At 61.3% G+C, this 23,615-nt stretch carries 18 protein-coding genes; 10 read left to right on the plus strand and 8 right to left on the minus strand.

Features of this window, described 5'->3' with window-relative positions:
- Positions 1–226: 226 nt before the first annotated feature.
- On the minus strand, positions 227–3,709 hold the full coding sequence (locus tag LCF59_RS04835) for a DUF4214 domain-containing protein (RefSeq protein ID WP_292286150.1): 3,483 nt from the start codon (positions 3,707–3,709) through the stop codon (positions 227–229).
- An 824-nt stretch (positions 3,710–4,533) separates the two neighbouring features.
- Here LCF59_RS04835 and LCF59_RS04840 point away from each other — a divergent pair.
- From LCF59_RS04840 to LCF59_RS04850, 3 genes are all read left to right on the plus strand, one after another.
- Positions 4,534–5,193, plus strand: a complete 660-nt coding sequence (locus tag LCF59_RS04840) for a hypothetical protein (protein ID WP_292286152.1) — start codon at positions 4,534–4,536, stop codon at positions 5,191–5,193.
- Positions 5,194–5,363: 170 nt separating this feature from the next.
- Positions 5,364–7,049, plus strand: a complete 1,686-nt coding sequence (locus tag LCF59_RS04845) for an ATP-binding protein (RefSeq protein ID WP_292286154.1) — start codon at positions 5,364–5,366, stop codon at positions 7,047–7,049.
- Positions 7,046–7,498 carry a response regulator gene (locus tag LCF59_RS04850; RefSeq protein WP_292286156.1) on the plus strand — a complete coding sequence of 151 codons (453 nt, stop codon included), beginning with the start codon at positions 7,046–7,048 and terminating at the stop codon, positions 7,496–7,498. The genes LCF59_RS04845 and LCF59_RS04850 overlap by 4 nt, the downstream gene beginning before the upstream one ends.
- A 258-nt stretch (positions 7,499–7,756) precedes the next feature.
- On the opposite strand, the gene LCF59_RS04855 is transcribed toward LCF59_RS04850, so the two are convergent.
- A complete protein-coding gene (locus LCF59_RS04855; RefSeq protein ID WP_292286158.1) occupies positions 7,757–8,839 on the minus strand; it encodes an AbrB family transcriptional regulator in 1,083 nt (360 codons plus the stop codon).
- A gap of 34 nt (positions 8,840–8,873) precedes the next feature.
- Positions 8,874–9,614, minus strand: a complete 741-nt coding sequence (locus LCF59_RS04860; protein WP_292286160.1) for an SDR family oxidoreductase — start codon at positions 9,612–9,614, stop codon at positions 8,874–8,876.
- Positions 9,615–10,034: 420 nt separating this feature from the next.
- Here LCF59_RS04860 and LCF59_RS04865 point away from each other — a divergent pair, with 420 nt between their 5' ends.
- From LCF59_RS04865 to LCF59_RS04880, 4 genes are all read left to right on the plus strand, one after another.
- Complete coding sequence (locus LCF59_RS04865; protein WP_292286161.1) at positions 10,035–11,027, plus strand: tripartite tricarboxylate transporter substrate binding protein; 993 nt, start codon at positions 10,035–10,037, stop codon at positions 11,025–11,027.
- 85 nt (positions 11,028–11,112) lie between these two features.
- Positions 11,113–11,565, plus strand: coding sequence for a tripartite tricarboxylate transporter TctB family protein (locus LCF59_RS04870; protein ID WP_292286163.1), 453 nt, complete (start codon positions 11,113–11,115; stop codon positions 11,563–11,565).
- A 38-nt stretch (positions 11,566–11,603) separates the two neighbouring features.
- A complete protein-coding gene (locus LCF59_RS04875) occupies positions 11,604–13,130 on the plus strand; it encodes a tripartite tricarboxylate transporter permease (protein ID WP_292286164.1) in 1,527 nt (508 codons plus the stop codon).
- A complete protein-coding gene (locus LCF59_RS04880; protein WP_292286166.1) occupies positions 13,120–14,151 on the plus strand; it encodes an Ldh family oxidoreductase in 1,032 nt (343 codons plus the stop codon). The genes LCF59_RS04875 and LCF59_RS04880 overlap by 11 nt, the downstream gene beginning before the upstream one ends.
- Here the strand turns inward: LCF59_RS04880 and LCF59_RS04885 are convergent.
- Genes LCF59_RS04885 through LCF59_RS04895 form a run of 3 tightly spaced genes read right to left on the minus strand, consistent with a single transcriptional unit; the run spans position 14,148 to position 16,634 of the window.
- Positions 14,148–14,612, minus strand: coding sequence for a PaaI family thioesterase (locus tag LCF59_RS04885; RefSeq protein WP_292286168.1), 465 nt, complete (start codon positions 14,610–14,612; stop codon positions 14,148–14,150). The genes LCF59_RS04880 and LCF59_RS04885 overlap by 4 nt on opposite strands.
- Positions 14,612–15,397 (minus strand): enoyl-CoA hydratase, encoded by a 786-nt coding sequence (locus LCF59_RS04890; RefSeq protein ID WP_292286170.1) that lies wholly within the window; start codon positions 15,395–15,397, stop codon positions 14,612–14,614. The genes LCF59_RS04885 and LCF59_RS04890 overlap by 1 nt, the downstream gene beginning before the upstream one ends.
- Positions 15,398–15,419: 22 nt before the next feature.
- A complete protein-coding gene (locus LCF59_RS04895; protein WP_292286172.1) occupies positions 15,420–16,634 on the minus strand; it encodes a CaiB/BaiF CoA-transferase family protein in 1,215 nt (404 codons plus the stop codon).
- 116 nt (positions 16,635–16,750) lie between these two features.
- Between LCF59_RS04895 and LCF59_RS04900 the strand changes: the two genes are divergently transcribed.
- The 3 genes from LCF59_RS04900 to LCF59_RS04910 all read left to right on the plus strand — a co-directional run bounded on the left by LCF59_RS04900 (position 16,751) and on the right by LCF59_RS04910 (position 20,516).
- Positions 16,751–17,443, plus strand: coding sequence for a GntR family transcriptional regulator (locus LCF59_RS04900; protein ID WP_292286173.1), 693 nt, complete (start codon positions 16,751–16,753; stop codon positions 17,441–17,443).
- Between the two features lie 13 nt (positions 17,444–17,456).
- Entirely contained in the window at positions 17,457–18,980 is a 1,524-nt protein-coding gene (locus LCF59_RS04905; RefSeq protein ID WP_292286175.1) for a malonyl-CoA synthase, read from the plus strand.
- Positions 18,981–19,208: 228 nt separating this feature from the next.
- A complete protein-coding gene (locus tag LCF59_RS04910; RefSeq protein WP_292286177.1) occupies positions 19,209–20,516 on the plus strand; it encodes a cytochrome c peroxidase in 1,308 nt (435 codons plus the stop codon).
- A gap of 67 nt (positions 20,517–20,583) precedes the next feature.
- Here the strand turns inward: LCF59_RS04910 and LCF59_RS04915 are convergent, their stop codons facing one another.
- Together LCF59_RS04915 and LCF59_RS04920 are read right to left on the minus strand one after the other, a co-directional pair.
- A complete protein-coding gene (locus LCF59_RS04915; RefSeq protein WP_292286179.1) occupies positions 20,584–22,092 on the minus strand; it encodes a CRTAC1 family protein in 1,509 nt (502 codons plus the stop codon).
- Positions 22,092–23,405, minus strand: coding sequence for an ROK family protein (locus LCF59_RS04920; protein ID WP_292286181.1), 1,314 nt, complete (start codon positions 23,403–23,405; stop codon positions 22,092–22,094). Before LCF59_RS04920 ends, LCF59_RS04915 begins: the two co-directional genes overlap by 1 nt.
- Positions 23,406–23,615 lie beyond the last annotated feature (210 nt).

Below are 23,615 nucleotides of genomic sequence, written 5' to 3' on the forward strand. Positions count from 1 at the left end.
GGTGGGTTTTTCCGCGTGTCCTCGAAGTCCGTGTTCATTTTGTGTCCTGTCCTGATTGTCGGATCGCGGAAAAAACCTGCGGTTTAGAAAGCAGCAGCAGTCTACCCAAGACCGAGGCCGCGCAGTAGCTGGCCATGTGGCCCGGCCTTTCGGCCGGCCCGACCCTGCATCATGACAATGAACGGAGGTGGATCGGGCCAGCAAACCGATTGCGTGGTTTTGACGGCTACATACCGAAAAGATCGTCCGCGATCCCGACAAGCTGCATCAGCAACCCATCCGTTGTCCCGTCAAGGATATCGGAATGGATCGCGTCGCTCTGGGTCAGCCCGGCTTGCAGGCTGTCATCGGACCCGTCGAACCCCTGCATGACGACATTCGCCATCTCGATATCCGACATGCCCCGCGTCACCGCGAAATGCCCGCCCAGAAGCACCTTGTTGGCAAGATAGGCCGCGTCCGCGTGTCCACCCGTATCTGCCTTGGCACCGTCGAGGATCGCCTGGATGAAAGACGCCGGCGTCACGTCATTTTCCCGGTCGAGCTGGTCAAGCCAATAGGCCATGCCCGGCTGGTCCGGAGCGCGGCCAAGCACGTTCTCATAGACCGTCGTCACGAAAGCCGGCAGGTCACCCAGGTTACCGTAAAGCGCACGGGTTTCCGGCTGGTCGAAAAACTGCGTCGCGATTTCGTCAAGGCGCATCCCGTTTGCCATCTGGTCGCCCCAGAAATACAGCCCAACGGCATCCGGTGCGCGGTTGAAATAGGCGATGTACAGCTCGGTCAGGGACGCCATCGACGCACCGTCCAGGTCTGCCATTCCATCGAACATATCGACGGAAAGACTGCCATGCCCGAATGGGGCGATGTCGGTGTCGAACTCGATCCATTCGATATTCCGCGCCGTCAGCGGGATGGAATCACCAAGGCGGTTCTCGATCTGGACCCCGTCGCCCGAAAAGCGCAGCGAGTAGGTGCCGTGGTTCCCGCCAACCACCAGACTGTCGGTCCCGGCGCCGCCATTGAACAGCGTGCCATTGCCGTCCGCGATTATCCGGTCGTCGCCATCGGTGCCATCGCGGTCCAGGGCTGACGGCGTCAGGTCAGGCTCGGTTTGATCGGTGAACGGGCTTACGATCGGAGCGGGCAGCCCGTCGTTCGAATTGTCTGCCAACCATTCTGCAATGGCCGCGAAGTTCTGCACCACGGCCGGGTGAATGCTGAGGGGCAACTCCATGTCGTCCGGCAGTGCTGATCCGAACACGGTTGTGTAGTGGACCATCGACGCCAGCAGATAGAGCGTCGGCGTGCCCTGTGGACCGTCATCGACATAAAGGTCTGCGGGACGCAGCGCGCCGAGGCCAAGGTCAGGGTCGGCAAGCATGGCGGATATGTCCGGCCCGGCGCTGACCAGGCGGACATCCAGATCGGGGCGTGCATCGCGGATGCTGTCGGTCAGCGATACCCACCAGTCGTGCCAATCGCCGTTCATGTAGGATTGCCAGGCCGCGAATTCGGCATCCGAGGGCGGAAAGGACGAAATGAAACTCTCCATGTGCGGCCAGGTTTCGTAGATATTGATCGCCGCCCCCGGAGCACGGGCGTCTGCCCATTCGATGATCCGAAGCGCCGAGGCGGTGGGCGATGTGCTTGGATCGATCCCGTAGGCGCTGTCGGGTGACTTGTTCTGGATGAAATTCAACGGCGAGATCGTGATCTGGTTGAAACCGGCATCCGCAAAGCTCTCGCCACTATCGGCGTTCCAGGCTTCGGGAACCGTGGGCAGGCTGATATGCGGATTTGGCGGAAGATCGTCATGCAGTGTCAGCATCCCGGTTTGCATGGCCACCGCGTAGGATTGCCCGTTCTGCTCGGCGAACTGGTTCATCCAATGTGCGACCGACAGTTCCGGATTCCCCACCGCCCAGACATAAAGGGTGTTGCCGAAGACATATTCGCGCATGTCCTCCGTCGGAGCCGTCGGGTTGATGTCCCGGCCCTGCTCCGGTTCGGGTTCGGGGTCTGGAGCCGGCTCCGGGCTGGGATCGGTCGGTGTGGAGGGCGTCTGCACCGGATCGAGCTCCCACGGAGTCGAAGCCCAGACTCCATCCTTCATATGCGCGGGCGCAGGGTGGCTTTCCATGAAGTCGACCACCGCGTCATGGCGCGCGGTCGAATCCTCGAGATGCCGCATCGCGCCCCAGCTGCCCCATTTGCTCGGTTCCGAGACATCGACGAAGGCGTTGAACAGGGTGCCGCCTGCCGCCTCCCATCCTTCCAGAAGCTCCGTGTAAAGCTGACCCATCCCGTCGGAATAATTCAGATGGGTGAAAAACTCGGTCAGTGTTTCATTGTTGACCCAGTGACCTATCCCGACGACATGCGTGCCGCCTTCATACATCACCAGGTCTAGCCCATGCGCATCGGCTACCGACTTGTGATAGCGGAACAGCTCGAACAGGCCCTGAAGCGAATCGTCGGCGTTGCCGGTCACCGAGCCGTCGCGCAGCTCCCGCACCGCCAGCGCTTCTGCCAGATCGAAACGGTGCTCTGCAACATAGGCGTTTGCCGCCGCACCGGACAGGCCCTGTGCGCTGGCGTCCTGCCGCGCCTCGGACTCGCTTTGAGAAATCCAGTCCAGGACGGTGCCCGCCTTGGTATCCGTGCCAAGGCTGTTTCCGAAATAGCCGGTGATGGCGTAGGTATCGAAGGACAGGTAGGGGGCGTCGTTCTCCGGGCTTTGCGCCTCCCAGTCCGGTGCGCCCAGAATGGCTTTCTCCAGCCCCGGCCAATACGTGTGGGTCGAGACCACCTTGACCAATTGATCCTCGGATCCGTCATAAACCTGATCGAGAATGCGCGCCATCTCGGCGGATCGGGCTCCGTATTCCTGCATCCAGCCGTTACCCAGATCCTGCCCGAACCGCTCTTGTGCGGCCTCGGAGGCATCCTGTGCCTGATCGAACATCCAGTTCCAGACTTCGTTCGACAATTCGATATGCGCGCGCAGATCGGGGTTCAGATTGTCACGCACATAAGTGGCGAACTCGCGGATATAGGTCGCATCGGCATGCCATGGAATGTTGAACCATGGCTCGGTGCCCGTGGTGTTTGCAAGCTCGACCATGACCTCGACAGGGACGCCCTTGTTATAGGTATAGTTTCCCTCTTGCGGGCGTTCTGACCAGGTGCGGACCGTTGAGTCGTTGGTCCCTTGCCAATCCATGAAGCGCAGCGCATGGGCGTCATCGATGATGTCGAGCCAGAGCGGATTGAACAACGCGCCCGCCTCATGCGCCTGGATGTGTTCCTGCTTCACAACCTCGATGTTGCGCAGGTAATTACCGGTGTTTTGCGGGTCGGTCGAATTGATCGAGATCGCGACCATGCCATTCCCGGTCGGGCGATAGTCGAACAAGATCTCGCCGTCTGCCCGCGAAACCATTTCGGCGCCGAAGACGGTGATGTCGCCTTCTCCGTCAAAGCTCAGCCGGTAGGTGCCGCCGGTATATTGCGCCTCGACCGGCATTTCGGTCAGGATGAAGGCTTGGATTTGCGAAACCCCATTCGGCATCTCGGTGACCCAGCCGTTGGCGTCCAGAACACCCATGGCCTCCAGATCATCTGCCCGGTACGCGCCCCATTTGCTCTCGGTATGGGCATGCCAGGGCCGGGCCGTCTTGAAAACATCGAGGAATGGTTGTTGCACACTCCAGTCAACAATACCCCGAAGCCCGAAGGCCATCGCCGACGAAGCTGTCTGGGTTCCGAACACATGATCACCGTCGGGCCCGGTGGACCCTTCGGAAGAGTTAGGCGCGTGCATTTTTTAAATCCCGATTACAATCCTGCAGCTGTGGCCTGCGCGGCCGGTGCATTTGTGATTTGCAAACAGCGTTCCGGTTGTTTCATTGGCAGTGCTGGAAAGGTACGTCCGCCAACATCCTGATACTATTGAGACTCATGGGCTGACCGAATGGGCAGCGGCTATCGAGGCCGCCACGACCAGCCCGGCATGACGCGAGCCTGTCGAGAACCGCGGATCGATCGGGACAGGGGTCTGCCTGTCCACTTGGCCAGAGCCGCGGCCTGGTCACTCCAGCATTTGTTTGGCCCGTAGACGCGGTTCTCCGTGATCTGTGCGGCATGGAGGCCGCATCGCGGTGCCGAGCAGATTTGGACCTGTCCCCTGCCTGAAAAGTAAAAGCTTTTCTTGCGACTGGCCGTCCGTAGGGACGAACAACCTACGATCAGGCTGGCACGAGAAATCCCTTGATCGGCGTGTTCAACCGACCAGGAAACTCCTGTCGAGTCAGGTGATGCCTGCGGCATAGGGCCGGTCATGGAGCAGCGCGGCTTGCTCCGTTCAGAAATCCCGGCGCTCTGTGAACCAGGCGGACTGTCCAGCTCTTGGCTGAACGTCTGGCCAGTCCATCAGGACAGCTATCCTTGAACCGTCGTTAAAAGTTTTATGGATCCCAGCATGTCATCTCATGTGTTTCCGTCCCGCGGATTGTCTTGGGAGCAATCGAAATGACAAAGGACATTTTGCTGAACGGGTGGCGTTCGCAGGTAGAGGTGTCGCCCGGTCCCTTTGACAGGGTCGCACCAACCCTGCTCGACCGCCTGTTTCAGCACGTCTCCTGTCCCCTTGCGCAAAGCGCACCAAAACGGGCGCATGTCGGGGTGACAGGGCGACGGCAGATTGCCCTTGAGCAAGGGTCCGAGATAGCACTTTTCGCGCCGGACGTGCCCGAATTTCGGGGCATGAAAGCCGACATCGAGGAACTTGGTGGAACAGCGACGATCGTTCCCGAAGCAGTTTTGACGGAGTGCGGGCTTCGCAAGCACGCATCGGGACTTTCCTTTTGCGTCGTTGGACATGATTTCGCAGATGCCGATGCGGCAGTGGATTTCTGCCTCGAACTGCGCCGGGTTGCGCCTGCACTCGTGATCGTTCTGGCCCTGGCAGGTATCCCAAACAGCGATTTGAGTTCTGAACGGATGTCGATCTGCGAGGTGACCTTGCGTCGCCCGGTTTCCTGCGTGTCCCTTTCGCGCGGTATCCGGGCGGCATTCGACAATCGTGCGACCTTCGAAAGTGGCCGCGACCAAGGCGCTTCGGGCGGCGTGGCGATGGACCTGCCCTGGGAGGGACTGTGCCCGCAGAAGCTGCACCAATCAAGACAATGATACCGGCGCGGCGCGCGCCATGCTTCGGACACGTCGGGCGGCTTTCCTGATATCCTTCCCGTTTGTGGACGTCAGTCCGGCTTGCACCCGACAGGAACGCTCGACTTGAAGAAACCGGTGCTGTGGAGTATGCGGTCGTCACCGTTCCGATCACGTAAAGCGACATTGGAGTGATTTTGGATCAGGACCATTCACGGCAACTGCGCCAGCAGACCGCTCTCGCCCAGTTTGGCGAGTTGGCGCTCCACTCGGATGATCTGGACGAGATACTCACCGAAGCCTGCCGGCTTGTCGGCGAGGCGCTTGGCACGGATTTCGCCAAGGTTGTCGAACTGCAACCGGACGGCAATACGTTGCTGGTGCGCGCCGGTGTCGGGTGGACGGAGGGCGTCGTCGGGGTTGCCACAATACAGGCGACGGACGACACGTCGGAAGGTTACGCGCTCAAGACCGGCGAGCCAATGATCTCGCCGGACATTGATGAGGAAACCCGCTTCAGATACCCGGATTTCCTGATCACCTATGGGGTGAAAGCGGTCGCGAACGTGATCATCATCGGTGGCACGGATCGACCACCGTTTGGTATCCTTCAGGTTGACAGCCGCGTTCGTCGTGAATTCTCGGAAGAAGACGTGGCCTTTTTGCGGACATACGCGAACCTGATCGCCGCCACCGTCGAGCGGCTTAGCGTTCTGAACGAAACGCGTGATGCATCGACCCGTTTGCGACTGGCGCTGGAGGCCGGTGATCTGGGCAGCTTCGAGATGGATGTTGCATCCGGCCACATCACCAGCTCGGATCGCTATGACAGCATCTTTGGTATCGTGTCGGTCGAAAAGTCCTGGACATGGAACGCGCTGCTGGAGCAGGTCGTGCCCGAGGACCGAGCCGGCATCGCGGATGCCATGCGGTCCGCGCTGGCCGAGAGTGGTGAGCTTCGTGTCGAATTCCGGATCGAACGCGCCGAAGACAGCGCGCCCCGATGGATTGAATTGCGTGGGCGGCTCGACGACCAAGGGGACAGCCCGCCCCGTATTGTCGGCATCGCCGCTGACATCACTGACCGCAAGCTGGCCGAGCAGGCGCTCGTGATGAGCAATGGCACACTGGAGGCGCAGGTGTCGGAGCGGACCAACTCGCTGGCCGAGTCGAATGCCCAGCTTGACGCCTTTGCCTATACCGTGAGCCATGACCTTCGCGCGCCGCTGCGGGCCATGGAAGGGTTCGCGCGCATTCTGCAGGAGGATCACGGCGCGGGTCTTGGCGAAGAGGGTTACCACTATGCCTCCCGCATCGTCGGGGCTGCAAAGCGGATGGAGGGGCTGATCGACGATCTTCTGGCCTTCAGCCGCGTGCAACGCGCAGATGTCACGATGAAATGGACCGATCCTGCCCGAGCGATCCGGAACGCGATCACCGAATTGCGTTCTGCGGGCTTTGACGAGAGCGCCGTAACGCTCAAGGTTACCCCGTCGTTTCCGCCGATCAAGGCTGACGGGATGATCCTTGCCCAGGTGATCGGCAATCTTGTGCTCAATGCAGCCAAGTTCAAGGCGCCGGATCGCAGCGCGCATGTGACCATTCGCGCGGAACGATGTGCGGAACGGGTGCGCATCTGGGTCGAGGATAACGGCATCGGCATTGCACCGGAGCATCAGGCGCGCATCTTCAATGTGTTCGAACGATTGCACGGACAGGAAACCTATCCCGGCACCGGCGTTGGTCTTGCCATCGTCAAGGCGGGGGTCGAGCGGATGGGCGGAACCTGCGGGGTGGAGGGCGACCTGGGTGTCGGCAGCAGGTTCTGGATCGAGCTTGATGCAGCCGAGAACAGCGCAGGGGAAGGGGTGTCATGACCACGGGCACGATGGACGATCAATCGATAGTGTTGCTGGTGGAGGACAATCTCGACGATGCCGATCTCATCCGCCATGCCTTTCGCAAGGCTGATGTCAGGAATCCGCTGGTTGTCTTCGACGACGGAGACAAAGCCATCGACTACCTGCTGGGGCGGGAGGAGTATGCCGACCGTCAGCGGTTCCCGGTGCCCCGACTGATCCTTCTGGACTTGAAGTTGCCACGTCGCTCGGGAAACGAAGTCCTGTCGGTCATCCGGGCGACGGACGCGGTTCGGCAGATTCCCGTGGTCGTGCTGACCTCTTCCAACCGGGAAGACGATATTCGGAAAGCCTATGATGCGGGCGCAAATGCCTATCTCGTGAAACCGATGGGGGGAAACGCGCTCGTGACCATGATCCGCTCCATCCATGCCTTCTGGATAAGCCAGAACAGCGCGCCGTACTGACGGACGAAACTAGCTGGGACATGCGCCTCCTGGTCGTGCATGACAAGGTGGCGCTGACGCTTGAGGCCGCCCGCGCCATGCCGCTCGGTCCTGTCTGTCACGAGATCATTCATCAATGCGATGGATCCTGCATGGCCCGAGGGACAACCCGGCACCCTGAAGATCGGACTCGACGACGCCCATGAGATCACCACCGCCGACAAAGGCGCTGGTTTTGTGAAAGCGAAGGTGGTCGAACCTGTGGATGCCTGAACCCGGTTATTTCGCAGACGGCGGGCCGGGTGGTCCCACGCAAAAAATGCGGGCAGCAACCGGAGCGCCGGAGATCACCAGGAACACGCGGGTGAGGTGATGCACCACGACATAGCCAAGATCGGCGCCAACGACGATGGCCAGAACCGTCATCTCGGCCTGGCCGGCAGGCGCGAAGGCAAGGAAGGCATCGACGGGTCGCCCGCCGGCGATACGCGTGGCAATTTCGGCAAAGATCACGGTCAATCCCGACAGTATCAGGACAAAGAACACGCCTGCTGCCACATCGCGACGAATATCGGCCAGGGTCACCCCGATATACCCGGCCCCGAGCGTGATGCCGATGAAGAACTGTGCGGCCAGGATGGCCTCGGCGGGAGGGCGATGATGGATGATATCAGTGAGCGAAAGCACACCAGCCAGGATCATCGGCCCAAGCATCGGCGCGCCGAACATGCCCAGACGTTCGGCGACCTTCCAGCCGATGACGGCGGCCAGAGCCATGATGGCCAACTCGTGCGCCGGGAGAGCCGAGGCGGGTTCGCCCAGAGGTGCTCCAAGATCCGCGTCGAACCCCTGGGTCAGAATGATGGGCGCAAGGGTGATGATGATCATCAGCCGCGTGGCATGGATCAAGGACAAAGCCCGGACATTGCCGCCCGCTTCCTGGCCAAAGAGCACCATGTCCTGCAAACCGCCGGGCATTGCGGCGTACCAGGCGGTGACACCATCAAAGCGATAGACGTAACGGAAAAACGGCACGCCCAGCAGGGCAATGCAGAGCACGAAGACCGGGATAAGGGCGACCGACGCGGCCATCTGTGGCAGCTCGGCCATCACTTGCGGTGTGATCGACGCACCGATTGCGACGCCGAGGATGGTCCGCATCCATTGGCTTATCGGGCCCGAACCGGCCAGCGGCAGTCCCGCAAGGGCCCCGATCACACAGGCGGCAAGGGGGCCGAACAGAAAGGGCAAGGGCAGAGCGAGCCACCAAAAGACCAGCGTGCCAAGCCCTGCAATCGAGATTGTGAAGCCGCGCTTGCGGGGCGTGCTGCTGGCCAGCCAGCGAAATGTCGTCGGTCGCATCGGGCTGTCCTTGCGGTGGTGCGGAAGCGGCGGGTCAGGTTGTTTCGCCACCATTCACGGCGATCATCTGCCCGGTCACGAAGCGGGCTTCGGGCGATGCGAGATAGGCCGCCATGGAGGCGATGTCGTCAGGTTGCCCCATGACGCCTGCCGGTATGGATGCGGCGCGGGCCGGATCGTCGGCAGTGGCGCTGTCCTTGCGGATCTGGCCCGGCGAGATAGCGTTGATCGTGATGCCCTTTGACGCGAATTCGGTGGAGAGCGCCTTGGTCACGCCCCAGACCCCATGCTTTGCGGCAGAGATCGGCGCGCCGTGGTTGTAACCCCTGATGGCCTTCATGCCTGCAAAGTTTATGATCCGTCCCCAGCCCGCATCCACCATTCCGGGCAAAAAGGCGCGGCTTGTGCGGAACACGGCCGTCAGCGCCACATCGACCACGCTGTGCCAATCCTCTTCGGTCATCTCGAGGAACTGTTTATGCGGACGGCGCGCGGCGTTGTTGACGACGATATCGACGCGCCCAAATCGGGAAAGCGCGGCCGTCGCGATCTGGTCGATAGCGTCCGCGCGGCCCATGTCACCCATCGCGACCATGGCGGTCACGCCTTCGGCTTCTGCGAGCGATGCCGTTTCTTCGACCGGGGCGCTGTCGGAGGACCCGTTGACGATCAAGTTGCAGCCCATCGCGGCCAGACGCAGTGCGACGGCGCGTCCGATGTTTTGCCCGGAGCCGGACACGAAGGCTGTTTTGCCCTCCAATACATGGTTTGTCATGAATGGGTCTCCTATTCCCGGGATGATGTGGGAGCGTTTCGAGGGCCAGCGACCGCAGCGTCACCGGGCGGAATAAACCTGTCGGCATCGAGCATGACGGCAAAGTGAAATTTGTCAATCAATAGAAAATTGTTGACATTCGGCAAATAACAGCCTTTCCATGGCGCCATGCCAGTTAATCTGACCATCATGCCAACTGCCTGCGGACGCCGACGAACAGTCGTGGCCCGACAAGGCTACCACCGGCATTGTCCAAATGGCCGCGATGGGCCGTTCCTGGTATCATGGGGGCAGATCGAAGAACCGGTAAGCTATATCGAAAGCTGACACTTCAAGGAACTGGGAGCGAGAATAGCGACCCCCACACGCCACGATGGACACGGTTGACGTGTCACAACGAGATCAAGGGAGGATCTAATCATGACAATCCAATTCGAACCGACGCACTGGCTGCCGAGCAGTACGGTCGCTGCACTTTCGGCCTGTGCCATTGCACTTTCCGCGCCTGTCATGGCGCAGGAGGCGTATCCATCAACCGACGAGACGCTGGACTGGACCATCGCCTTCGGACCGGGCGGCGGCAATGACATCATGGCCCGGACCATCATCGACATCCTGACCAAATACGATCTCTACCCGGGCGACGTCTCGGCCGAGAACCGTGCCGGCGGGTCTGGAGCTGTCGGTTGGGGCTATCTCTATGGGCAGGACGGAGACCCCTACGGCATCTCCACCACGTCGGGCAGTTTTGTCACAACGCCCTTGCAGGCCGACACACCCTGGCAACCCGAGGACTTCACCCCGGTCGCCTTGCTGGCGACAGATGACCTTGTTTTGGTCGTGAACGGTGACTCCGAGATCCAGAACATCGACGAATTCATCGCAATGGCAAAAGCCGAGCCGATGAATATAGGTGGCACAGGCACGGTGAATGTCGATTTCATCGTTCCGACGCTCTTTGCAGAAAAGGCGGGCTTCGAGTTCGATTACGTCTCGTTCAACTCCATGGCGGACCAGACGACAGCGCTGCTGTCTGGCGCATTGGATGCGATGGTCGGCAACCCCGGTGAAATTCTTGGCTTGATCGACGCTGGCGAATTGCGCCCGCTGGTCTTTTCCGGTCAGAGCACGCCCGATGCCTTGGGCGATACGCCGACGATGGGCGATGTTGGCTTCGATATCGGCGTGTCCATGCCCCGCGGCCTGATCCTGCCGCCGAATGTGCCCGAGGCGGCACAAGAGTGGTGGATCGGCACGATGCAGAAGGTGGTCGACACCCCGGAATGGGCGGAATACATCGCGTCCAACACGCTGACGCCGACCGTGATCTATGGCGAGGATTTCCGCACGTTCCTTGGTCAGACGAAGACCAATTTCGAATCCGTGCTGAAATCCGTCGGGGCCATCGAGTAACCATGCACCTGACCTGATCGGCTTTGCCGATACGAACCGGCCGCGCCACATGCGGCCGGTCACGTTTACGCCGGAGGAAAAAGACTTGAGGCTCGCGTTTTTGCTGGTCCTATTGGCCGGCGCAATCTTCTACACCTATGTCGCGTTCGTGGACCTGTCATTCATGACCCGGTCAGGACGGCTTGGGCCGGGATTCTTCCCGCGTATTGTCGGCGTTGCCGGCGTCTTCTTTGTCGGCTGGACGATTCTCGAGGCGCTGCGCGACCGCCAGGCCTTGCTGGTCGACCAGGCCGGTCAGCGCTGGTCAGACGCGGTCCTGCTGATCGCACTGGCGATCGGATATGCAGTGCTTTTGCGGCTCTTCGGAGGCTTTCCGGCGACAGTCGTGTATCTTGCGCTTGCCCTGTCGATCCTCAACCGCGGCCGATACCTGCAAAACGGTATCCTTGCACTGGCCATTCCGAGTGGTGTGTACCTGCTATTCGACCAATTCCTGAATGCGAACATGCCACCGGCGCTGTTTGATCTGACATTCTGACACTTTCGTGCTGCACGTGACCGACTGGAGCGAAACCAATGGACATCTTTAGCGACCTGATCATGGGTCTGTCGATCGCGATCACGCCGATCAACCTCGTGTATCTTCTGCTTGGAGCTGCGATCGGAATGATTGTCGGGGTGATCCCCGGCTTTGGCCCCTCTGCCGGGCTTGCGATCCTGTTGCCGATGACCTTCGGGATGGATCCGATCGGCGCCATCATGTTGCTGGCTGCGATCTATTACGGTGCCATGTACGGCGGGACCATCACCTCGATCCTGCTTAATACGCCCGGAGAAAGCGCCACTGTGGCAAGCACATTCGACGGCTTTCCGCTGGCCAAGAACGGGCGCGCCGGGCCGGCGCTTGTCATGCAGGCGGTCGCGTCTTTCGTGGGCGGCACGGTGGGCGTCATCCTGATCACTCTGCTGGCACCGATGTTTGCGCAGGTCTCGCGGAGTTTCGGTCCACCGGAATACTTCCTGCTGGCGCTCATGGGAATGCTGACCCTTATCGTGATGATCGGAGAGAACTGGCGCCTCGGCATCATCTCGGCCCTTATCGGCTTTGCGCTTGGCACGGTCGGGGTCGACCTCGAGACAGGGCAGGGGCGCTACACGTTCGGCTCTGCCGAGTTGATCGGCGGTATCTATTTCATTCCCATCGCCATCGGCCTTTTCGGTCTCGGAGAGCTTTTCTACGCCTTCTACCAGGGCCTGCACCGGTTCGGCACTGGGGGCATCGTCAATTACGAGAACGAGGACCGTTTCTGGCCGACCCGGATGGACTGGATTTCCACGCGCATGACAATGGCGCGGAATTCGGTGCTGGGCTTTGTCGTGGGTGTCATCCCGGGCGCAGGGGCCACGATCGCCTCGCTCATGGCCTATTCGACCGAACGGTCGCTGTCTAAAACACCCGAGAATTTCGGCAAGGGCGAGATGGCGGGCCTGGTCGCGCCCGAAACGGCCAACAACGCGGCTTCCTCCGGCGCCATGATCCCGCTCCTGACGCTGGGTATCCCGGGTTCGGCGTCGACTGCTGTGCTTTTGGCGGCATTTCTGCTCTGGGGCCTGCGTCCGGGGCCGCTCTTCATGGAGCAGAACCCCGAACTGGCCTGGGGGCTTATCGCGTCGATGTATCTGGGCAACATGGCGCTTCTGACGATCAGCATTTTCGCGATCCCGCTTTTCGTGCAAATCATCAAGGTGCCCTATCGAATCCTTGGACCGACCGTCATCGTGGTCTGTGCGCTTGGCACGTTCAGTGTGAACGCATCCTTCATCGAACTTTACATCATGTTCGCCGCAGGCATTGTCGGGTTCTTCATGCGTCTTTACGGGTTTTCCGCCGCAGCACTCGTGCTGGCATTGGTGCTGGGTCCCTTGGCCGAAGAAGCTTTGCGCCAGACCCTGACCATCTCTCGTGGGTCCTTCATGATCTTCGTCGAACGACCGGCCTCGGTCTGGATCATTCTCGTGACACTAATGCTCGTGGTGATGTTGCCCTTGCTCAACCGGATCGGAAAAAAAGCACAGATGGTCAAGAAACTCGATGCCGGGTGAGGTCACGATCCCGGCGGAGGAGGCCCGTGACCTTGCGGCAAGCGCTTTTGCCCGACTGGATGTGCCACCCGACGGTGCACAAGCCGCAGCGGAGAGTCTTGTCCTGACTGAAATGATGGGGCTGCCCACCCACGGGTTGAGCCGCGTCATCACCTATTGCGATCGCATAACGGCGGGGGGGATCGATCCGAGTGCCGTCGTCAAGGTGCAGGCTCCCGCGCTTGCCCTGCGTCATGTCGATGGCTGTGACGGTCTGGGTCCGGTCACCGCGATGCGCGCATTGACCGAAGGTCAGAAGGCCGCGTGTGCGGCAGGGGTCGGCGCGGTCTTTCTGCGGGGCGTGACACATGTAGGTGCCCTGGTGCCTTATCTCTGGCTTGCGACGCAGGCGGGCTTTGCAACCCTTGTCACTACGGCCACGGCGCCGATGATTGCCCCGGCCGGCGGACGACAGCCGCTGATCGGCAACAACCCGATCGGCATAGGCGTCCCAATCGACGGGCGCGATCCGGTGCTTCTCGATATCGCGCTCTCGATGGCGTCCCGGTCGCGTGTGCGCGGGGCGCGGGACGCTGGTCGGGCTATCCCGAGCGATTGGGCACTGGATGTCGATGGCAGGCCGACAACCGATCCGCAGGCAGCGCTGAGCGGTGTCTTGCAGGCGATCGGCGGCCCGAAAGGAGCGAACCTGGCGCTGAGCCTGGACCTTTTCGCCGCCACCCTTGGAGGTGGAAAGATGCTCGGGCAGGTCGCCGATCAGCACAAGGACCCGTCAAAGACCCAGGGCTTCAGTATGATGTTCCTGCTGATCGACGCAAATTCGCTTTGCGGCATCATCGGGCCGAATGACACTGTGGACGAAGCGCTGGAGCAGATCGTGCAAAGCCCAGCTGCAGACCCGGCCACACCCGTCCGCCTGCCCGGTGCCCGCGCGGTGGCGCAGATGCGACAGGCAGAGCGCCGGGGTCTTTCCATACCTGCGGTTCTGCTGGAAAAGCTCGAAAAACTGTCGAGAGACTAGGGCATTTTCCATGTCGCGGTCGCAACCGCGGCCAGCTTGCCTGCGTCGTCCCACAAGCGGCTTTCCATAAACGAGATCGACCGCCCGCGTTTCAAAAAACGGCCTTCGCAGGTGGCGTGGCCATGGGTGACCGGGCGCATGAATTGCAGCTTCATTTCGATGGTCGCTCCCGGGCCCTGTATCTTGTTGATGAGGTGCCCCATCGAAATGTCCATCGCCGACGCCATGACGCCGCCGTGCAAGGAACCCTGCGGATTGCGGAGCATGTCCGTCACTTCGAACCTGACGCGGCAGACCTCCTTGTCGGGTGCAGCCGCATCTTGGGGAAGATAGGTGAATTCAAGCCCGAGAAACCGGGCCAGAAAGAATATTTCAAAGGCCTGCTCGTGATCGTTCAGGGCGGTCTCGAACTGCGTGCGCGCCTGCGTTTCGGCGACCCTCTTGGGGCTGTCGCTACTCATTACGCCCCGACAAAGTTTGGCTTGCGTTTCTCCATGAACGCCTTGCGGCCTTCCTTGTAATCCTCGCTCTCGAAACAGGCCTGCACGCGGCGGGCACATTCCTCGCGATTCGTCTTGTTTTCCGGTGCCATGATCTGGCTGACGATATATTTCACCGAATCCACGGTCATCGGGGCATTCTCCGCAATCATCTGCGCGGTTTCTTCCGCCACGGTTTTGACCTGGTCATCCGGGACCACACGGTTGACCAGCCCCATGTCTTTGGCTTCGGCCGAGGTGAAGCGACGCGCGGTGAAAAAGATTTCCTTGGCAAAAGTAGGGCCGACGACGTTCACCAACCGGGTGATGCCTTCATAGCCATAGCCCAGGCCCAACTTGGCCGCAGGCACGGCGAATTGGGATTTCTCTCCACAGATCCGCAAATCACAGCTGAGGGACAGGGCCACGCCGCCGCCAATGCAATAGCCGTCAATCTGGGCGATGGTTGGTTTGGGAAACGCCTCGATGCTGTCATAGACCCGCTTGGTTGCGGCGTTGTACTGCGCAACCGCCTCGACGCTGGCACGTTCGGTCTCGAATTTCGAAATGTCGGCACCCGAGACGAAGGCCTTGCCGCCCGCGCCCGACAGGATGAGAATACGCACGCTGTCGTCGGCTGCAAAGCGCGCCGTCGCGGATTCGACCGCTTCCCACATCTCGAGCGACACCGCGTTGCGCTTTTCCGGCTGGTTGAAGATGATGCGGGCAATATTGCCCGATTGCTCGATCAGGATCTTGTCGGTCATGTCGTGTGTTTCCTCGTGTTCGTCATGTGGCACCTGACGCCTTCATGTCGGCTATTTCAGCTTCGGACAGGCCAATTTCAGACAGGATTTCAAAGCTGTGTTGACCCGCGGTCGGCGGGGGCGTGGCGATGTGGCTTGGCGTGCGGCTCATCAGGATGGGTTGGCCCACAAGTTCCGTATCACCGCGTTCCTGGCTTTTGACGGGTTGAGCAAGACCCAGATGCCGGACCTGGGGTTCGGAAAAGACCTCCCCGATATCGTTGATCTCTCCTGCGGGCACCCCGGCGCGTGTGAAGAGTTCGATCCAATGTGCGGTTGTCGCGGATTGCAGGATGGCCTCGATCTCGGCGCCCAATGCGTCGCGGTGTTCCGACCGCGCCGGCGGGGTGGCGTAGCGGTCATCGGTCAACCAGTCTTCGCGGTCGAGCGTCTTGGCAAAGTTTGTCCATATGTTGTTGCCGGTCACGGCGATGTTCATGTAGCCATCCGCCGTGCGGAAAACGCCTGTCGGGATCGAGGTCGGATGATTGTTGCCCGCCTGTTTGGGAACATCGCCATCCATCAGGTAGCGGGCGGCCTGAAAATCGAGCATGAAGACCTGTGCTTGCAGAAGCGACGTCTGAATCCATTGCCCCTTGCCGGAGGTGGCCCGTTCGAACAGCGCGATCAGGATGCCTTGCGCGGCGAACAGCCCGGCGCAGAGATCGGCGATCGGGATGCCGGCCCGCATCGGTCCTTCACCGGGTTTGCCGGTGATCGACATCAATCCGCCCATGCCCTGCGCTATCTGGTCAAAGCCGGGACGATCGGCCAGCGGACCGTCCTGACCGAAGCCCGAGATGGACGCGTAGATCAGGCCGGGGTTGGTCTTTGACAGCGTGTCGTAGTCGATCCCGAGGCGGGTCTTCACGGCGGGCCGGAAGTTTTCGACGATGATATCCGCCGTCTCTGCCAGCTTGAGAAAAGCTGAAAGCCCGGCCTCGGCCTTGAGGTCCAGCGTCAAGCTGCGCTTGTTGCGGTGCAGGTTCTGGAAGTCGGGGCCGGAGCGGGGCCCTCCGAACTGGGCGGTATCGACCGGCGTCTCGATCTTGATGACATCAGCGCCCCAATCGGCGAGCTGGCGCACGCAGGTCGGGCCTGAGCGCACCCGGGTGAGGTCAAGGACACGCAACCCGTTCAAGGCGGTGCTGGGCGGCACATCCGCCTTGGATGCGAAAGGACGTTCCGGTTTTGTCATTTTGCTTCCTGCGATGGTTCGAGTTCTGCTATTGACTAATACAGTTCTCATCAAATGACAACAATATGTTGATTGTTGACAATATAAACCGGGTGGCAGAAAAAAGGGACATGACCATGAAGGCGAAATTGATCGGAGTTGGACGCGCCACGCTTGCCCAGGAAGCCCGGGCGGAGATTGAACGCATGATCACCGAAGGCGAGTTGACCGCAGGGGAAAAGCTCAATGAGCTCGACCTGTCGATGTTGATGGGGGTCAGTCGCGGCACGGTCCGAGAAGCCATCCGGTCGCTTGCCGATTCCGGGCTCGTCGATCTGATCGCCAACCGTGGCGCTTTTGTGCATGAAACCACCCTGTCCGAAGTGCAGAACCTGTACGAATTGCGGGGGGCGATCTTCGCCATGGCCTGCGCCGCCGCTGCACGCCGTGTGGGCACCGGTGAAGAGCGCGACCTTGCCGCTGCACTTGCCGTCAATATTGATAAGATGGAAGGCGCGCAGGAAACCGAGGAACTGGCGACCTACTATGCGCTCAATATCGAATTTCACGACATGCTGATGGCCGCTGCGGGCAACCCCAAGGCCAAGGTGATCTATGACAACATCAAGCGCGAGATGCACCTGTTTCGCCGCAAGGGCCTGTCGATCGCATCGAACATCGCCCGCTCGCTGGAAGAACACCGGGTCATCGCCGATGCGGTCACCGCCGGCAACGAGGCCGCAGCACGGGATGCCGCAAACGCGCATATACAGCGGGGCTTTGATCGCTACATGATCACTGCGGGCCGCAGCCGAGAGACAGAGAAATAGGAGAGTTTAGGACGTGAGCAACCCACTTTACGACGCCCTGATCGCACCCCACCGGGGACAGGCGACAGATTTCCTGCATTTGCAGGACGGGACGACCCTGACCTACGCGGATTTCGTCAATCTTTCCGGACGCTATGCCGCCGCCCTGCATGATCTGGGCATCTCGCCGGGGGACCGGGTTGCGGTTCATGTTCAGAAATCGGCGGATGCGCTGGCGCTTTACGCCGCTTGTCTGCAATCGGGTGCGGTGTATCTGCCGCTGAACACCGCCTATACGGCGACAGAGCTGGCCTATTTCATCGCCGATAGCGAGGCGGCTTTGTTTGTTTGCGATCCCTCCGAAACTGAAGAAGTCACGCCGATTGCCGAACAGAACGGCGCCATCCTGCGAACCATGAATGCGTCCGGCGCCGGCACGCTCAGGGACGAGGCGGTCAAGCGGTCGGTCCGCACCGAGGTGGTGGCGCGAGACGCAGACGATATTGCCGCGCTGCTCTACACCTCTGGCACGACGGGCCGGTCCAAGGGGGCGATGCTGACCCATCGCAACCTCCTGTCGAACGCCGAATCCCTTGTCGAGATATGGCGCTTTACCGACCGCGATGTGTTGTTGCATGCCTTGCCGATTTTCCACAGCCACGGGCTTTTCGTGGCTTCGAACGTGACGCTCCTTGCCGGGGGCGCGATGATCTGGCTACCAAAATTCGACGCCGATACGGTGATTGCGCAGCTGCCGCGCGCGACCTCGATGATGGGCGTTCCCACTTTCTACACCCGGCTTCTGGACGATGCGCGGTTCGACCGCGCACTGACAGAACATATGCGGGTCTTCATTTCGGGGTCTGCGCCGCTTCTGGAAGAAACGCACGAGCGGTTCGAAGCCTGCACCGGGCACCGTATCCTCGAACGCTACGGCATGACCGAGACCAGCATGAACAGCTCCAACCCCTATGATGGGGACAGGCGGGCGGGAACGGTCGGGTTCCCGCTGCCGGGGGTCGAGGCCAAGGTTTGCGATCCGAAAACCGGTGCTACTCTGCCCTCTGGCGAAATCGGCGTACTGGAGGTGCGCGGGCCAAACGTGTTCAAGGGCTATTGGAAAATGCCCGAGAAGACCGCCGAGGAATTGCGGGAAGACGGGTTCTTCATCACCGGCGACCTCGCCCGGATCGACGCGGATGGGTATATCTCGATTGTCGGGCGCGGCAAGGACCTGATCATTTCGGGCGGCTACAACATCTATCCCAAGGAAATCGAGATGTTCCTCGATGACCTGCCGGGTGTTCTCGAAAGCGCTGTTGTCGGTGCGCCGCATCCTGATTTCGGTGAAAGCGTGGTGGCAGTCCTGGTGCCGGACGGGGCGGGCAACCTCGATCTCGAAGCGATCGAGGCAGAGGTGAAAGACAAGTTGGCCGGCTTCAAGCGCCCGCGTCATTTCGAGATCATGGAGGCGCTCCCTCGGAACACGATGGGAAAGGTTCAAAAGAACGAGCTGCGCACGCGGTTCAGGGATATCTTCCAACTCTCGAAGGTCTGACTGTTGCTTTTTTGCGAAGGTCTGCCTGCGAGGACGTGATTATCGGGTCAGAAAATGAAAGCGGGCTCTCGGGGGCGCGACCGTTCTCCAAGGCGCGCGCTCCTTGTCCGGGGCAACGCGCCCTCGTCGGTTGACTTCAAAGCGTTCAAGGTGGCCCACGCCCTGCTGCGAAAACCACTTGCGGTCCTGGACCGTATCTCGCAGCGTATGAGGCGGAGGGGTTTCCAAATGCGCTGGATCGCGGTGTTTCTTTGCCTGTTTGCAGGCGTGGCGGCCGGGCAGGATTTGCCCGACCCCCTCACGGATGCGGATTTTCCGCAAATTGATGAGGCTGAGGCACAGTTGGGCCGTCTGCTTTTCTACGACCCGATCCTGTCCGGCAACAAAGAGGTGTCTTGCGCCACCTGTCACCATCCGCGTTTTGGCACGTCCGATGGTCTGAGCCTTGGCATGGGTGACGGCGGGCGCGGGCTGGGCCCGGACCGGATGGCCGACCCCGACAACCCGCCGGAGCAACGCGTGCCCCGCAATGCGCCCGCCTTGTTCAACCTCGGGGCACGACAGGTCCGCGTGCTGTTCCACGACGGCCGCATCGAGGTGGACGCTGCCCGGGATGCAGGCTTTCGCACACCTCTTGGCCCGGAGATGGAACAGGGCTTTGACGGTCTTTTATCGGCCCAGACCATGTTTCCCGTTCTGTCCGCAGATGAAATGGCCGGTCACTACGGCGAGAATGCCGTATCAAAGGCCGTGCGGACCGGGCGGATCACCGGACCGGGCGGGGCCTGGGATCTTCTGGCGCAGCGCGTGGCGGCTTTGCCGGCCTATCGGCAGCTCTTTCAATCGGTGTACGGCAAAGCGCCACGCGATGTGCATTTTACCGATATATCCAACGCGATTGCCGGATTCATGGTTCATGAATGGCGATCGGACACAGCCCCCTTCGATGCGGTTCTGCGCGGGTCTGCACTTTTGCCCGCGCGGTCCATGGCTGGGCTGGAGCTCTTTTATGGAACCGCGGGCTGTGCTGGATGTCACAGCGGCCCCCTTTTGACGGATCAACGCTTCCACGCCATGGGTGACGTCCAGATCGGCCCCGGCAAGGCCGCGCGGTTCGAGGCGCATGCGCGCGACACCGGCCGGATGCGGGTAACTGGCAGGCCCGAGGACGCCTATGCGTTTCGTACGCCGTCGTTGCGCAATGTTGCCCTGACCGGACCCTATGGTCATGCCGGGGCCTATGATGATCTGGGCGACTACCTGCGCCACCATGCTGACCCGGCGGCCGGGTTGGCTCAATATGATATCGGGCAGGCCGTTTTGCCTGACCTGCCGGTCGAGGACATGCGCATCATGCAGGAGCAAGTCGAGGTGGATGCGATCCGCGATGCCATCTCGCAGGCGCCGCTGGAGTTGTCGGAGGATGATGTCGCCGCATTGGTCGCGTTCCTGGACAGTCTGACCGATCCAGTGGCGCGCAATGGGCGCATGGGTGTGCCCGAGGCTGTACCCAGCGGGCTGCCCGTGGCCCCATAGGAACATCCGCCGTTCACGCGCACGACGCAAAACGCATGTTTTCAGGGCCGCGCGCGTCCTTGCGTTGCTACCGGCGCAGCGTAATTCGGCGGTTGACGCCTGCGGGCGCATGCCGGGTCTCGGCGCCATCGGGCCAGACAACCGTGATCTTCACATTCGTGACATCACCCAGTCCGAAGTGGAGCGGCCCGGCTTGTCCGCCTGCATGGCCGCCGCCGATCGTGATCTCCTGTTCTTCGGACCAGCCGGTCGCATGAACGCGCACACGCGCTCCGACAGCGCGGGAATTGCCACCGGGTTGGTGCAGTTCGACGGAAAGCCAATGGCCGGCGTCCGGCGTGACATTGCGATAAAGCTCGGCACCGGCCCGGCGATTGACCACGACGAGGTCCAGCCGTCCGTCGCCATCGAGGTCGGCAAGCGCTGCGCCCCGACCGCGTGCGGTGCTGGCCACTCCGGCGGCGAAAGAATGGTCGCTGAACGTGCCGTCAGGCTGCTGCATCAGCAATGAATTCGGATCCTGCATGGCCATGCCCGGCATCTGATCAACATTGCCCTTGGAGATGAAGAGATCGGCACGCCCGTCGTTGTCGATATCGCCGAATTGTGCGTGCCAGCCTGTCGAGGGGCGGCCATCTTCGCCAATATGGGGTCGATGCGCGCTGGTTCCCATCGAAAACGGGGCCGTGACATATCCACCCTCCCGGGCCAACCGCAAGTTCTGGTCGCCCATCGAGGTCAGCATGACCTCGTCACGACCGTCGCCATCCAGATCCCGTGACGCGATTCCCATCCCCCATAGTCTGGGCGGCTCATAGCCGTCGGCAGAGCCGAGAAACCGCTGCTTGGCGATGTCCCAGAGCTGTTCGGACCCGCCGCGAACATAGTAGTGTCGATCGTTGGACAGCCGTAACGAGAGCTGCCCCCGCGCGTCACGCGCTGCGAGCATCGACAGCGGACAATGACCGGGTGTCAGCGGCTGTGTCTGCCACCCTTGGTCGACCGGTGTCAGGATGGCATTGTCATCACATGTGCCGAACGGGCCCTCAGGGTCGGCGCGGTCCACATAATTTCCAACCGCCAGCGTTGGACGGGCGGCGGCGCGTGCCCACCAGGCAGTAAAAGCGGTGGTCCAGGCGTTGCCGTTATCCGGCAGGCCCAATGCCGCAGTTGCCTTTTCGAAACGGCAATCACCCTGGCCGCGAAGCGCGACATTCGGCCCGGAGCGCATCACGAACAGATCGAGGACGCCATCGGCATCAAGGTCGATCGGATAGGCCCCGGTCACGCCCGTCAGTGGCGCGGTCTCCGGCGAGTCCGAAAGGGGCTGCGGTGCGAAAATCATCTTGCCTTTGTTCACCATAAGCTGCGCCGGAGTTTCGCCGCCCGCCAGAAACAGGTCCGGCCTGTCATCCGCATTGCAGTCAAGAACCGCCACGCCACCGCCAACGAAATGTTCCCATCCGCCGGCGTAGACATGGCTGGATATCGGGCCGTCCACCGGTTCGAAACGGGGAGACGCGGTCACGGGCGACGCGATGGCCGCCAGAAATGTGACAAGGGCGAGCCGGCGCATCATGCCAGTGCAGGGTCGCCCAGCAGGCGGTCGGTTTCAACCGAAAGGGCCAGCGCCGTGGCCCCGCGTGCCCAGACAAGGTCGCCCCAGGCGTGGATTTCGACCCGAACGGGTGGGCGCTGATCATCGAGGGCCTGGGCGGTCATCTCGGCCAGAACCTCTTCGGCATAGAGGTAATCGTAGCGCATCCGCGCCCCGGAGAGGATGATGAGTTCCGGATCGAAAAGCTGCACCACGTTTGACAGACCCAGCGACAGGTAGCGCCCCGCCCGCCGAAAGATCGTTGCGGCGGCGCGGTTGCCTGCCTTGGCCTGACCGAAAAGACGATCCAGCATGTCTTCGGGGGCAACCGGCCCCAGACCATCCGAATCCAGCGCCGTGGCAGCCTCGCGCAGCAGGGCATAATCGGCGACATATGCCTCCAGGCAGCCACGCCGTCCGCACCGGCACAGGGCGCCGTCCATCTGAACCTTGGTATGGCCAAGCTCCAGCCCCATGCCGCGCGCCCCGCGATAGAGCTGATTGCCGAGAACCAGACCCATGCCGACCCCCTGTTCGATCGTGACCACGGCAAAGTCCGATTTCCACCGGCCTGCACCGAACCAGAGTTCGGCCAGAGACAGCATGTTCACATCGTTGTCGACATGCACCGGGAGCCCCAGCCGCGCCTCGAGCGCGGCTTTCAACGGGGCGTTTCGCTGCGAAAGGAGCGGCGACCAGGCCACTGTGCCTTCCTCGTGCTTGACCAGACCCGGAAGGCCCAGCCCGATGGCAACGAGCGGCACGGTGCTCGGGCCGGCGGCATTCGACAGCGCTTGATCGACGAGCGCCGCAACCTCTTCGCTCAATGCGTCAAGTCCGCTGGGACGGCGGCCGCTGGGGCGCGTGGCCGACCCATGCTCAACCCCGGCGAAATCCGTGATGACAGCCGTGTGCACGTCCTCTGACAGCTTGAGGCCCAGAACCCGGCCGCTTTCCGGGACCACGCCCAGGGCGGTGGGCGGCCGGCCGCGGGCCGTCTCCCGCGATGTCTGACGATCGGTGTCGGCCATTTCTTCCAGGAGGCCGCTGCGGATCAGGTCGGCCGTAAGTTGCGTGACCATGCCGCCCGAGATGCCCAGGCTGCGCGTGATCTGTGATCGGGTGGCCTGACCTTCGGCGCGGACATGTTCGAAAACCTGTTGTCGCAGAGGCGGTCCACTGTCGCCCCCGTTGCGCAATCGGGGACCGCATCCCACGATCGACCCGTTTCGAAGCTGTCTCGACGCCGCGCGGGGCGGAGAGGGACGATTTGGGGTCGTGGCGTCATTCATTCATTCACCAAAAATAATCTGCTCCGAAACGATCACCGCTCAGCCAAGAAACCTTGGCTTCTCACCCTGAAGACCGCTCAGACAAGCGGGGGAGTGAGAAATTCATCATTTACGGACTCGAATTCAGACATATTGTGGGTTCACTTGTCAATTTTATTTTGACAAGTGAAATTAATCAGGCAAGTTTGCCACGAGGGTCAAACGACTCGC

Origin of the sequence: Marivita sp., from assembly GCF_020055675.1 — a bacterium.
Lineage (GTDB): Bacteria > Pseudomonadota > Alphaproteobacteria > Rhodobacterales > Rhodobacteraceae > Marivita.

Coding starts and splice junctions, on each gene's coding strand:
- LCF59_RS04840 (WP_292286152.1), top strand. CDS start 4,534: ATGACAAAGGACATTTTGCTGAACGGGTGGCGTTCGCAGGTAGAGGTG.
- LCF59_RS04850 (WP_292286156.1), top strand. CDS start 7,046: ATGACCACGGGCACGATGGACGATCAATCGATAGTGTTGCTGGTGGAG.
- LCF59_RS04855 (WP_292286158.1), bottom strand. CDS start 8,839: ATGCGACCGACGACATTTCGCTGGCTGGCCAGCAGCACGCCCCGCAAG.
- LCF59_RS04860 (WP_292286160.1), bottom strand. CDS start 9,614: ATGACAAACCATGTATTGGAGGGCAAAACAGCCTTCGTGTCCGGCTCC.
- LCF59_RS04865 (WP_292286161.1), top strand. CDS start 10,035: ATGACAATCCAATTCGAACCGACGCACTGGCTGCCGAGCAGTACGGTC.
- LCF59_RS04875 (WP_292286164.1), top strand. CDS start 11,604: ATGGACATCTTTAGCGACCTGATCATGGGTCTGTCGATCGCGATCACG.
- LCF59_RS04880 (WP_292286166.1), top strand. CDS start 13,120: ATGCCGGGTGAGGTCACGATCCCGGCGGAGGAGGCCCGTGACCTTGCG.
- LCF59_RS04885 (WP_292286168.1), bottom strand. CDS start 14,612: ATGAGTAGCGACAGCCCCAAGAGGGTCGCCGAAACGCAGGCGCGCACG.
- LCF59_RS04890 (WP_292286170.1), bottom strand. CDS start 15,397: ATGACCGACAAGATCCTGATCGAGCAATCGGGCAATATTGCCCGCATC.
- LCF59_RS04895 (WP_292286172.1), bottom strand. CDS start 16,634: ATGACAAAACCGGAACGTCCTTTCGCATCCAAGGCGGATGTGCCGCCC.
- LCF59_RS04900 (WP_292286173.1), top strand. CDS start 16,751: ATGAAGGCGAAATTGATCGGAGTTGGACGCGCCACGCTTGCCCAGGAA.
- LCF59_RS04910 (WP_292286177.1), top strand. CDS start 19,209: ATGCGCTGGATCGCGGTGTTTCTTTGCCTGTTTGCAGGCGTGGCGGCC.
- LCF59_RS04915 (WP_292286179.1), bottom strand. CDS start 22,092: ATGCGCCGGCTCGCCCTTGTCACATTTCTGGCGGCCATCGCGTCGCCC.
- LCF59_RS04920 (WP_292286181.1), bottom strand. CDS start 23,405: ATGAATGACGCCACGACCCCAAATCGTCCCTCTCCGCCCCGCGCGGCG.